We start from the raw sequence: 11,903 nt of genomic DNA on the forward strand, positions 1-11,903 counted from the left end.
TTCCGACTACGCCGTGACCAGATGGCACGCGGCCGCGCGCTTGCCATTCGTCGTGCGACGCAAGGTCGGCGTCTCGACCGTGCAGCGCTCCATGCGCCGCTCGCAGCGCGGCGCGAAGGGGCAGCCGCTGATTTGCCCCGCCAAGGCACGCGGCGTGCCCGGAATGGTGCGGAGGTCATGTGCGGTGTCGTCGTCGAGGCGCGGTGTCGCCGCCAGCAGGCCTTGCGTATAGGGATGATGCGGCGTCGTGAACAAGTCCCCGATCGCCGCCTCCTCCATGATCCGCCCGCCATAGAGCACGATTACCCGATCGCACAGCCGCGCGATGACGCCCAGATCGTGGGTCACGATCACCACCGCCGCATTCAACTCATGAACCAGGCCATTTAACAGATCAAGGATCTGCGCCTGCACCGTGACGTCCAGCGCGGTGGTCGGCTCGTCGGCGAACAGCAGCGCCGGCCGGCACAGCAGCGCCATCGCGATCATCACACGCTGGCGCATGCCGCCGGAGAATTCGTGCGGATAGAGCGAAATGCGCCGCCGCGCGTCGGGGATCCGCACACGCTCCAGCATCTCGACCGCGATATTCACCGCTTCCGCCCGGCTCTTCCCTTGATGTGCGACCAGCACCTCCGTCAACTGGTCGACGACGCGCATGTAGGGATTGAGCGAGGTCATCGGGTCCTGGAATATCATCGACATGGATGAGCCGCGGATCCTGTCCAGCCGGTCCGGTGTTGCGTTCAGAACCTCCTCCCCCTCAAACGTCACACTGCCCGAGCAGCGGCCGTTCGCCGCCGTTAGGCCCATCGCCGCCATCAGGATCTGGCTCTTGCCCGAGCCGGATTCGCCGACGATGCCCAGCACCTCGCCGCGCCGCACGTCGAAGCTGACGCCGTCGACCGCGCGCACCCAACCCTGCTCCAGCTTGAAGTCGACGCAGAGCTCGCGCGCCGAGAGGATCGGCGCCGCCGCCTGCCGCGCCGCCGTTTCAGCGCTCGTTCGGGTCGAAGGCATCGCGCAGCCCATCGGCTATGAAGTTGAGACAGAACAAGGTCGCGGCCAGGAAGCCACCCGGCAGCAGCAGCAGGCGCAGATCGGTCTCGATCGCGCGCGCGCCGGTATCGATCAAGGAGCCCCAGGAACTGGCCGGCGGCTGGATGCCGAGGCCGAGGAAGCTCAGGAAGGATTCCGTGATGATGACCTCCAGCACCAACAGGCTCGAATAGACGATCACGACGTTGAGCGAATTCGGCACGATATGCTGCCGGATGATCTGCCATTCCGTCATGCCGCCGGCCCGCGCGGCGTCCACGAACTCGCGGTGGCGGAGCGATAGGGCCTGCCCGCGCGCAATCACCGCCGGAGTCAACCAGAGCACGACCACGATCGAAACGAACAGACCCATGATGGTCCGCCCTACCAGCAGGTTGATCAGCACGACCAGGAAGAAATAGGGAATGCCGTAGAGCACGTCGACCGTACGCATCAGGAAATTGTCCAGGCGGCCGCCGATATAGCCGGCCGTTGCGCCATAGACCACGCCGATGAATACCGCCGCCAGTGCGCCGACGAACCCGACGGCCAGCGAAACCTGCCCGCCCGTCAGCACGCGCGCCAGCAGATCACGTCCGAATTCGTCCGTGCCGAAGGGATGCAGCGAGAACAAGTCGATCGGCGCGGCGATGTTGTCGAAATCGGCGTCTTCCGGATCAAACGGATAGAAGAGCGGCCCCGCGAGGCACAGCAGTGTAATCAGCGTCAGGATGATCATACTGCCGACAGCAAGCTTGTTGCGGCTGAACCGGCGCCAGGAGGCCCGGAACGGGCTTACCCCCATGCTCGCCACCGTTTCCAGCGGCTGCGCAGTGCCGGCAAGCAGCTCACTCATAGCTCACCTTCGGGTCGATGATGCCGCGCGCCACGTCGGTGACGATGTTGGCCAGAATCACGATTCCGCCATAGAGGATCGTGACACCCATGACCAAGGGATAGTCGCGATTGGCGGCACCCTCGACAAAGTAGCGGCCGATGCCGGGAATGCCGAAGATCTGCTCCACGATCACGGAGCCGGTCACCGTGATGGCGGTCGCCGGCCCCAGATAGGCGACGACCGGCAGCATCGCGCCCGTCAACGCCTGCTTCCAGATCACGCGGCGTGCGCCGATACCCTTCGCACGCGCGGTGCGCACGTAATTCGTGCGCAATGTCTCGATCATGCTGCCGCGCGTCAGGCGCGAGATGTAGGCAATGTTGGGCAGCGCCAGTACGACGATGGGCAGGATCTTGGCATTGAGTGAGCCGTCCCATCCGGCGACCGGAAGCCAGCCGAGCTTGAGTCCGAAGAATATCTGGAGCAAGGGACCGATGACGAAGGTCGGAATGGCGATGCCGATCATGGCGATGGCGCCGGCCGAGAAGTCCGTCGCGCCGTTCCGCCGCAGCGCGCCGGCAATGCCGAGCGCGATGCCCACCACGGTCGCCAGGATCATGGCCCAGAAACCGACCTCAAGGGAAACGGGGAAGCCGTGCACGATGAGCTCCGTGACGGAGAAGTCGCGATACTTCATCGATGGCCCGAAATCGAAGTGAAGCAGGCCCCACAGATAGCGGCCGAACTGCATCCAGACCGGCTCGTCCAGGTGATAGGCCTTGTTGAGATTGGCGATGATGGCTTCGGTCAGCTTGCGGTTGGCGGAGAACGGACCGCCCGGCGCCAGCCGCATGACAAAAAACGAAATCGCGATCAACACGAACAAGGTCGGGATCGCGCCAATGATGCGCCTGATGGAAAATGCGAGCATCTGATCGAAGCAACGCGGCCCGGCGCACTATGCCGCCGGGCCGCTCACTATCGCTATCCTTCGATCCACATGTATTTCGACGGGTGGACGTCGAGCATGTTGTCTTCCCACCCCTTGAGCTTCGGGCTGACCAGATGTCGCGACGTCGTCACGTTCAGCGGCACGGTCAGATAATAGTCGAGAAGGATCTTCTCCGCCTCGGCGAGGTACTTGTAGCGCTCCGCGATATCGGATTGCTGCGAGGCCTTTTCCATCGCCGCCTCGTAATCGTCGTTCTTCCAGTTATAGCCGGATTCGGCGCTCGGCTGCATGTAGACGACATGCGACTCCGGTCCAGGCATGTCGGCAACCAGGTTGTCGTTCAGGACCTCCCAGCCGCCATTGTAGAAGGTATCCATCCAGGCCTGGAACTCCTGCGCATTCACCTTGGCGTCGACGCCGATCTGCTTCCACATCAGCGCGACACCCTCGGCCTGCCGCTTGGCAGTATTGTCGGTCGTGCTATCGATCGTGACCTTCAGCGGCTTGTCGGGACCGAAACCGGCCTCCTGAAGCAACGCCTTGGCCTTGGCGATGCGCTCCTCCTTCGGCATGTCGCACTCTTCGACATGCGGCTGCGGATAGCGCGGATCGTTCGGCGGCGAGTAGCCGCAGTTCGGCTGGTAGCCGGCCTTCAGGATCTTGTTCTGCAGAACGTCGCGGTCGATCGCATAGGCCAGCGCCTTGCGCACGCGAATGTCGTCGAACGGCGCCTTGGTGATGTTGAAACTGAGATACTGCGCCTCGACATAGGTGGTAATGCGCAGCTGCTCGCCATATTCCTTCTTCAGCTGCTCGAGCTGGTCGCTCGGCACCTCGTTCGTGACATGAAGCTCGCCGGCCTTGAAGCGCTTCAGCTCCGTCTGGTCGTCCTCGGTGACGTGATAGACCACCTTGTCGGCCTTGACGTTCGCCGCGTCCCAGTAATTGGGGTTCTTGACCAGCGTCACGTGGGACTGCGGCACGTTCTCCTTCATCATGTAGGGGCCGTTGTTGACGATATTCTCCGGCTTGATGAAGTCGCCGCCGACCTTCTCGAAGCTCGGTGTGTGCAGCGGTGGGATGTGGTAGGAGCCCATGAGATAGAGCATGTTCGGCTGCGGTGCCAGCAGCTTGATCACCACGGTCTTCTCGTCCGGCGCACTGATGCCGACGCTCTTTGGGTCGCCGCCCTCTGCCTCGTTGAACTCCGCGGCGCCGGCCACTTTCACGGTCGAATAATAGTAATATGCGCGCGGTGACGCGGTCTTGGGATCGAGCTGGCGGATGACGCCGTTGACAAAGTCCTGCGCGACAAGGGGGTCGCCATTCGACCATTTCAATCCGTCCCGCAGATGGAACGTCCAAGTCAGGCCATCGTCGCTGACCTCCCATTTCTCGGCCGCGCCTGGGCCGATCTCCGCCTTCGCATCGGAGGCGACCAGGCCTTCATACATGTCGTCCTGGATCCATCCTTCGCGCGCGCCGAAATTGAGGTGCGGATCGAGTGTATCCGGCGACGAGCCGAATCCGCGATTGATGACCATCTCCGCCGAGGCCGGCGTGGCGACAGTAGCCGTGGCAAGGATCACCGCGCTCAGCAGCACGGCGCCGAGCCCGCGCGCAAACAGAGTTCCCATGGTTGTCTCTCCCTGTGGTTCCAGTCTCTTGCCGGTTGAGCTTATGTTGCTCCTGTTCGTTTTTCCGGCCAAGCTCCCCCGGATCAAGTGCGGAGCTGTATACAGGTTTGACCCTAACGCATGGCCCGCGCCGGCGGCAAGACCATTCCTAGACAGGACTAACTTCCATGAACGTCAGCTTAGACAGTGCCCTTGAAGAGGCCGAGAACCGCTATGTAGCCGCCAACCCGAAGAGCGCCGCGCGCCACTCCTCGGCCTCCTCCTCGATGCCCGGCGGCAATACGCGGACGGTGCTGCACTATTCACCCTTCCCCCTCGCCTGGGCTAAGGGAGACGGCGCACATCTGACGGACCTCGACGGGCACCATTACACCGACTTCCTCGGCGAATATTCGGCCGGGCTCTACGGCCACTCCAACCCGCTGATCCTGGATGCAGTCCGCGTTGCATTGGAAGGCGGGATCGTGCTCGGCGGACCCAACCAGTACGAAGCCGAGCTCGCGGCGACGATCCGCGATCGCTTCCCATCGATCCAGCTCCTGCGGTTCTGCAACTCCGGGACCGAGGCGAATGTGTTCGCGATCCAGACGGCGCGCGCAGCGACCGGGAAGCCGGCCATCCTCGCCTTCGAAGGCGGCTATCACGGCGGCGTGCTCTATTTCCGCAACGGCGGCGCACCGCTCAACCTGCCGATTCCAACTCTGACCGCGACCTACAACGACCCGGATGGCGCGGAAGCCATGATCCGGGCACATGCCCACGAGCTCGCGGCCGTGATCGTGGAACCGATGATGGGCGGCGGCGGATGCATTCCGGCGGATCGCGATTTCTTGGTGGCCCTGCGCCGCGCCTGCACCGAGTGCAATGTCATCCTGGTCTTCGACGAGGTCATGACCTCGCGCCTCTCGACCGGGGGCTATCAGGCAATGGTGGGCGTCACACCGGACATGACCACGCTCGGCAAGTATCTGGGCGGCGGCATGAGTTTCGGCGCGTTCGGAGGACGCACAGACCTGATGTCGCGCTTCGATCCCGAGCGCGCAGACGCCTGGCCTCATGCCGGCACCTTCAACAACAACGTGCTATCGATGGCGGCCGGCCTGGCCGGCCTCAAGACGCTGCTGAACGCGCCTGCGCTCAACATGCTCAACCGCAAGGGCGACAGGCTGCGGCAGGCGATCAACGACGTGGCCGAGCGTCACGACATCGCGCTGAAGGCGACCGGCGCCGGCTCCTTCGTCGGGATTCACTTCAGCCGCAACGACATCAAGCGGCCCGGCGATCTCGACCCGGCCGGGGCGGACCGGCGCACCAAGCTGCAAAACCTGATGCACCTTGATCTGATCGCAGCCGGCCAGTTCTACGCGCGGCGCGGCTTCATCGCCCTGATGCTGCCGATCACGGATGCGGAGATCGACACGTTCGCTGGCGCGGTGGAAGAGTTCGTTACCTCGCGCAAATCGCTGCTGGGGTGAGAGGCGGTCGTCAGTTCCCCAAATAAGCCCGCACCTCCGGCATCGTCGAACCGAGCACGCGCTCCGTCTCGTCCACCAGTACCACGCGGCCGGCGTGGACGAAGGCGGTGCGGCCGCCGGCGTGGCGCGCGTCGCCGGGGTCATGCGTGACCATGATCACCGTCAGGCCTAGCCGCCCTTGCAGCGCGCGCACCAGATCCAGCATCTCGCGCCGCAATCCCGGTCCGACTGCGGCGAACGGCTCGTCCAGCAGCAGGATTGGGCGATGCCGCACTAGGCAGCGCGCGATGGCAACCCGCTGGCGCTCGCCACCGGAGAGCTGGCCCGGCAAGCGATGCTCCATGCCGGCGAGGCCAACATCGGCGAGCGACTGCCGGACCTCCGTCTTCTGCGCTGTGTCCAGTCGCAGATTAGGGTCGATGCCGAGCCCCACGTTCTTCTCGACGCTGAGATGCGCAAACAGATTGTGATCCTGGAACAAGGTCGTGCAGGGCCGCTTGGCCGGCGGCAGCACCGTGATGTCGTAGCCGTCCACCAGCACTTGCCCGCTCAGCGGCTGCTCGAAGCCGCCGATCAACGACAGCAGCGTGCTCTTGCCCGCGCCGGACGGGCCGACGATCGACAGGAGCGCGCCACGCTCGACCGCAAGGTCGAACTGCATTTCCATGTCCTCGTAGCGGAACGCAAGGTTCCTGACCTCAAGGTGCAGCACGGCCACCCACCAGACGTTCGACGACTTGGTAGAGCACGAAGATCAGCAGCATCAGCAGCGCGGCCGTCACCGCTGCGCCGCCCATGCGATAGGCGCCGAGCTGGTCATAGAGCAGCAGTGTCAGATTGCGCAGCTTGGCGTCGCCGAACAGCCCGATGCCGATCAGATCGCCCAGAGCCATCGCGGCCGCCAGCGCCAGCGCCGTACCGATGCTCGGCCTCAGGATCGGCCAGTCGATCAACCGCCAGCGCGACCAGCCGGTGATCCCAAGGGCCCGGCACAGATGATCGTGCCGCGCCCGCGCGCGCTCCACGGCGGGACGCAGGATTGCTGCCGCAAACGGCACGATCATGATGGCATTCAACAGGACGATCCCGACGATCGCGCGTGGCATGCCGTCCAGCGACAGACGCAGGATCAGGAAGCAACCCAGGCCGAGCGCCATTGGAGAAACGGCGATCGGCAGGATGAGCGCAGCGCGCAAGATGGCCGCATGGGCCGGCTTGCTCGATCGTGCGCCGCCTTCGGCCAGCACCATCGGCAAGGCAAGCAGCAGGGTCAGCAGCGCCGCAGGCACGGCCAGGCCGATGCTGATCAACGTTGCCCGCCCGACCAAGCTCCAGTTCAGCGAAGCGTTCACGAGGCCGGTGAAGCCGTCCACCAACGTCGCCGTCACGGGGCCGATCAGCAGAACCGCGGCAGCACCGATCAGCACGCCATCGAGCACGCGCGCTGCCATCGGGCGCTGCCCCCAATCCTGCTCCCGCGTGCGCCAGCCGCTGCCGATCACGGCATCGCCCACGGCGCCCTGCGCCAGCGCGAGGCACGCGAGATTGAGCGCAAGGCCACCCAGTGCCAGCGTCGCCGCTTTCGGCGGGTCGAACTCGAAGCGGATGGCCTCGAACACCGCCACTTCGAACGTTGCTGCGCCCGGCCCGCCGCCCAGTGCCAGTACGATTGCGAAGCTGCCAACACAGAGCATGAAAATGGTTGCCGCCGCATGCGGCAGATAGCGCCGCAGCATCGGCCATTCGATCAAGCGAAAAATCGACCAGCTCGACATGCCGAGCTGGGCCGAGAGCCGCCAGGTCTCGACCGGGATCGAATGCCAGCCCGGCAGCAGCAGACGCACCGCCAGCGGCAGATTGAAGAACACATGCGCCAGCACGACGCCGCCGAGGCCATAGATATCCGGCCTCGCCTCCAGCCCCGCCGCGCCGAGCGCCCGTGCCAGCCAGCCGTTCTGGCCATAGACAGCAATGATGCCGAACACCGCCACCAGAGAGGGCAGCACGATCGGCAGCGACATCAGCCCAAGCAACGCACGCCGGCCGGGGAAGTTCGTCTCCCGAGCGAAAGCGCGTGCGACCAGGACGCCGAAGGCGGCCGACATTACTGTGGAGAGGAGAGCCTGCGTCAGTGTGAAGCGCAGGATGTGCCAGACGTACGCACTGCCGAGCAGCGTGCCTATCTGCGCTTCGCCGGCTTGCGCAAACAACATGAGCAGCGCTGCGCCGACCAGGAAGGCCAGCAGCAGCGCGACGCTCATGCCGAGCGCATCAGCGCCGATTATTGGCCGGCGCTGTTCAGCCACTCGTCGATCCACGCGCTGCGGTTCGCCGCGACCTTGTCCTGCGGCATCAGCAGGCTCTTGGCCGGAACCGGCAGCTTGCGGAAGGCCTCCGGCAGGGCATCGCCGAGATCGATGGCGGGATACATCCAGTTGGTGGTCGGGATCTTCTCCTGCGCCGGGCGCGAGATGAGGAAGGCCAGGAATTTCTGCGCCAGCTCCGGCTGGTCCGATGTGTTGAGGCGCGCGGCAACTTCGACCTGCAGATAGTTTCCTTCGGCGAAGTTCACCGCTTTGTAGCGATCGGTGTTTTCCACCATCTGGTGATAGGCAGGAGAGGTCGTGTAGCTCAGCACCAGCGGCGCTTCGCCTTTCAGGAACAAGCCGTATCCTTCGCTCCAGCCTTTTGTGACCGTCAGCGTCTTCTTGGCGATATTCTTCCAGGCACCGGCCGCCTCGTTGCCTAGCACTTCCCTGACCCAGAGCAACAGGCCAAGACCGGGCGTCGAGGTGCGCGGATCCATATAGATCAGCTTCGGTGTATCGCCTGCCCTGGCGAGCTCCGCAAGGCTCTGCGGCGGATCGGGCAGCTTCTCGCTGTCGTAGACGAATGCGAAGTAGCCGTAATCGTACGGCACGAAGTCGGCATCGTTCCACGCGATCGGCAGCTTCACCGCGGAGAGGTCAACGTCATGCGGCAAGACGAGTCCGGTCGCCTTGGTCTCGGCCGTCAGGTTCGTGTCGATACCGAGCACGATGTCGGCGTCGGTCTCCTCGCCTTCCAGCTTCAAGCGCGAAAGCAAGGCTGCGCCATCCTCCAGTGCGACCCAGTCGATCCTGCAGCCGCACGTGCCTTCGAACTCCTTCTGCAAGGCGGGGCCAGGCCCCCACTCCGAGACGAAAGAGTTGTAAGTGTAGATGGTCAAAGTGGGCACATCGGCCCGCAGGGGTGCTGACGCGGCTGTACTGGTTGCAATCACCGCCGCCAGCAGAGCACAACGACGCAGAGTCATCTCGTCCTCCACCAAGCGGCGGAGGAAATCGAGGGCGATGCTCAAATCTCGCTTAACTCAGATCCCTCCGCCGGCATTATCCGGATCAGGTTCCTCGGGTTGATGCGGCATCGCATCTCTCAGCCCGGCATGGGGCACCCCGTTGAGCGCGACCACCATGGGAACCGCGATGGGCATTGTCAAGCATCTGTCACACCGCTTTGAGCCAATGTGTCATGCGGGAATCAGCCAGAAAGACCGCGCAGGCGTCGAGGTAGCTCTCCGCCGTTTGCATCAGCGCCGCCTCTCCACGCGCTGCGGCCTCCATGGCGCACCAGCTGCCCGCCACCAGGGCGATGGCGGCCTTGAACAGGCCAATCCGCGCTAAAGTTTGTTCGCTTGCGTTGCCGAAGATGGTGGCCACGAAGCGGCGCGCCGGCTCATCGTCATCCACCGGGCGGTGCATCAAGACCGAAGCCGGATCCCAGGCCGGGTCTGCCATAGACGAGAATTCCCAATCCACGAGCCACAGCCTGCCGTCTGCGCCGAGCAGGAAGTTGGCCATGCTGGCATCGACATGGGCCGGCACCAGCGCCCGTGGCGAGCGCGCCAATGCCGCTTCGATCGGCTGCGCCGCCTGCCGCAGCGTCATGGCGCGCGGGTGGGCATATTGCCCGAGATAGCGGTCGATCTCACCGAAGGGATGGCGCTCTCCCCGAAACGGCCGCTTACTGCGCTGCAGGCGTGACAGCAGCGCCGCCACCTTCTGCAACATCGCCGGATCGTTCAGATCGGCTGCGGTCAAAGGCCGCGCCCCGGTCACGAAGCGCGTCACCAGCAACCTTTCATCCAGGAACAAGATCGGCGGCGCCAGGCCAAGTTCTGCGGCGATCGCCGCATTGTGCGTCTCCACGTCGCGGTCCAGGTATTGGGTGGTCGGTCCCGCGATACGGACGACATAAGAGTCCGCGCCGGCCGTGGCGCGAAACGTCTGATTGGTCACGCTGCCGATGGGCTCGACCCGCCAGTCCGCGCGGTTGCGGCCGGATAGGAAAGGAACGCGCTCCAGAAGATCCAGGTCGAAGGACAAACGGTTCAATTTAGTTAAACTGTTCTTAACCGGGCCATGACACAGTTTCCTATGCAGCCACTGAAAGCAACCGTCTAGATCTATGTACCCCGAGGCTTTATCGGTCGTCCTGGTTTCGGCTTCGCCTGCCATCATCGACCTTGTTCGCAACGCGTGCGCCAATGGCGCCAGCAGCGCGATCCAGTTCGCCGCCGCTGCCGATGCCGGCGCGGCGCAGCAGTACATCTCCGACCTCGATGGCGTGGTCGTCGTGCTCGATTGCGAAGGCTCAGCACCCACCGCCGAGTACCTGCGCCAGTTCGTGAGCGAGGATGCGGTCGCGCCGGTGATCGTCCTGACCCGCGATTTCTCGCCTGATGTGGAGTTGGAGATGATGCAGGCCGGCGCCGCCGAAGTCCTGCCGGCAACGCAGCTGAATTACGGCACCCTCCGGCGCGCGCTGCGTTACGCCCTGGACCGGCACGCGATGCGGCGCAAGCTCGCACGACTGACGCCCTTCGATCCGGTTTCCGGCCTGATGACCCAGTCGATGTTCTGGGAGATTCTCGGACTCGCCGTTCGGCGCGGTCAGCGGAACCGGGACTTCTTCTCCGTCCTGCTGATCGATTTCGACTGGAGCGATCTGCCCTCCGACATTGCCGATCAGGCTGTCCCCATGCTCTTCAAGCGTTTTGCGGAGCGCATCAAGGCTGTGATGCGGGCCAGCGACACGGTCGCGAAGTTCGACAAATCCCAGATCGTCGTGCTCGCGGAATCCATGCCGCGTGTCGAGGACGTCCAGGTGGTTGCCGCCAAGATCCTCAGTGACATCACCGCCCCCAGCGCCTATCGCGATCGCTACGTGACGGTCAAAGCCGCCATCGGCATCGCCATCTACCCGACCAGCGGCACCACGCCGGAGGATCTGATGGTCAGGGCGGGCGACGCGCTCGCCACCTCCATGGAGCGCAGCACCAACCGCTTCGCCTTCGGCTGACCCGGCAGATTCTGCCGCGCGCGCAATCTTTGAAGGTCCCGCGCGCTCAAAAAAGCCGCAATTTCAATCTATTCGCCGACGTCATGGCCGGCATGGCGATTGCTTCGCCTTGGGCGTCCGAACCACAACAGTTCGAGAGGTCCATCATGCTGAATATGTTCTCCCGCGCGGAGACGCCTGCCCCGGCCAAGGCAACCGCCCCCGCCAAGGCGTCACCTGAGCCCTTGCGTCTGCTGCGCGAGCAGCCCGTCGCTACGGCCAATGCCAACCCCAAGCCGGCTGCCCGCAATGCCACCCGCACGCCCAATGTCGGCCAGTACCTCCATCACCTGCAGCATGATCTGAAGAGCTACGTGCGCGCCGAGACAGTGAATGCCGTGATCGGTGCAACGCCGGGCGAGATCCAACGGGTCGCGCGCATCGTGGCCAAGCTTAAGGGCCGCTATCTGGCCACGTTGATGGACCTCGGCAACGCAGCGAAGGGGCCGGTCGGTGAATCCGAAGTGCGAGAGCTGCGCCGCGTCCGCGAGATGTATGAGGAAGTCGAACTCGGCCTAACCCGCCTGCGCGAGGCGGTCGAAATGGGTGATCTCGAGCTCGACGGCGTACGGGGGGAATAGAGC

At 64.3% G+C, this 11,903-nt stretch carries 11 protein-coding genes and 1 riboswitch; of the genes, 3 read left to right on the plus strand and 8 right to left on the minus strand.

The features are described from left to right. Nucleotides 1–6: 6 nt before the first annotated feature. Genes DTX69_RS26295 through DTX69_RS26310 form a run of 4 tightly spaced genes read right to left on the minus strand, consistent with a single transcriptional unit; the run spans nt 7 to nt 4,465 of the window. Nucleotides 7–1,020: an ABC transporter ATP-binding protein gene (locus DTX69_RS26295; protein WP_119304608.1), complete on the minus strand. Its 1,014-nt coding sequence runs from the start codon at nt 1,018–1,020 to the stop codon at nt 7–9. After that, a complete protein-coding gene (locus tag DTX69_RS26300) occupies nt 995–1,894 on the minus strand; it encodes an ABC transporter permease (protein WP_284736083.1) in 900 nt (299 codons plus the stop codon). The genes DTX69_RS26295 and DTX69_RS26300 overlap by 26 nt, the downstream gene beginning before the upstream one ends. Further along, the gene (locus DTX69_RS26305; protein WP_119304566.1) at nt 1,887–2,807 is read right to left on the minus strand and encodes an ABC transporter permease; all 921 of its coding nucleotides are present in this window, start codon (nt 2,805–2,807) and stop codon (nt 1,887–1,889) included. The genes DTX69_RS26300 and DTX69_RS26305 overlap by 8 nt, the downstream gene beginning before the upstream one ends. A gap of 53 nt (nt 2,808–2,860) precedes the next feature. Continuing rightward, complete coding sequence (locus tag DTX69_RS26310; protein ID WP_119304567.1) at nt 2,861–4,465, minus strand: peptide ABC transporter substrate-binding protein; 1,605 nt, start codon at nt 4,463–4,465, stop codon at nt 2,861–2,863. Between the two features lie 167 nt (nt 4,466–4,632). Between DTX69_RS26310 and DTX69_RS26315 the strand changes: the two genes are divergently transcribed. Beyond that, on the plus strand, nt 4,633–5,940 hold the full coding sequence (locus tag DTX69_RS26315; protein WP_119304568.1) for an aspartate aminotransferase family protein: 1,308 nt from the start codon (nt 4,633–4,635) through the stop codon (nt 5,938–5,940). Between the two features lie 10 nt (nt 5,941–5,950). Here DTX69_RS26315 and thiQ read toward each other — a convergent pair whose 3' ends face one another. The 4 genes from thiQ to DTX69_RS26335 form a co-directional block, all read right to left on the minus strand. Then, nucleotides 5,951–6,652: a thiamine ABC transporter ATP-binding protein gene (thiQ, locus tag DTX69_RS26320; RefSeq protein WP_284736084.1), complete on the minus strand. Its 702-nt coding sequence runs from the start codon at nt 6,650–6,652 to the stop codon at nt 5,951–5,953. Further along, on the minus strand, nt 6,639–8,246 hold the full coding sequence (gene thiP / locus DTX69_RS26325; RefSeq protein WP_162917577.1) for a thiamine/thiamine pyrophosphate ABC transporter permease: 1,608 nt from the start codon (nt 8,244–8,246) through the stop codon (nt 6,639–6,641). The genes thiQ and thiP overlap by 14 nt, the downstream gene beginning before the upstream one ends. Continuing rightward, the gene (thiB, locus tag DTX69_RS26330) at nt 8,222–9,235 is read right to left on the minus strand and encodes a thiamine ABC transporter substrate binding subunit (protein ID WP_284736085.1); all 1,014 of its coding nucleotides are present in this window, start codon (nt 9,233–9,235) and stop codon (nt 8,222–8,224) included. Before thiB ends, thiP begins: the two co-directional genes overlap by 25 nt. 44 nt (nt 9,236–9,279) lie before the next feature. Continuing rightward, a riboswitch (TPP riboswitch) is annotated at nt 9,280–9,387 on the minus strand. Between the two features lie 38 nt (nt 9,388–9,425). Further along, on the minus strand, nt 9,426–10,436 hold the full coding sequence (locus DTX69_RS26335; protein ID WP_162917578.1) for a choline/ethanolamine kinase family protein: 1,011 nt from the start codon (nt 10,434–10,436) through the stop codon (nt 9,426–9,428). Between DTX69_RS26335 and DTX69_RS26340 the strand changes: the two genes are divergently transcribed. Further along, nucleotides 10,387–11,280 (plus strand): GGDEF domain-containing protein, encoded by an 894-nt coding sequence (locus tag DTX69_RS26340; protein ID WP_119304571.1) that lies wholly within the window; start codon nt 10,387–10,389, stop codon nt 11,278–11,280. The two genes, DTX69_RS26335 and DTX69_RS26340, sit on opposite strands and share 50 nt — an antisense overlap. 146 nt (nt 11,281–11,426) lie before the next feature. Next, complete coding sequence (locus tag DTX69_RS26345; protein ID WP_162917579.1) at nt 11,427–11,900, plus strand: hypothetical protein; 474 nt, start codon at nt 11,427–11,429, stop codon at nt 11,898–11,900. Nucleotides 11,901–11,903 lie beyond the last annotated feature (3 nt).

It is taken from the genome of Dongia deserti, from assembly GCF_003574735.1.
Taxonomy (GTDB): domain Bacteria; phylum Pseudomonadota; class Alphaproteobacteria; order Dongiales; family Dongiaceae; genus Dongia_A; species Dongia_A deserti.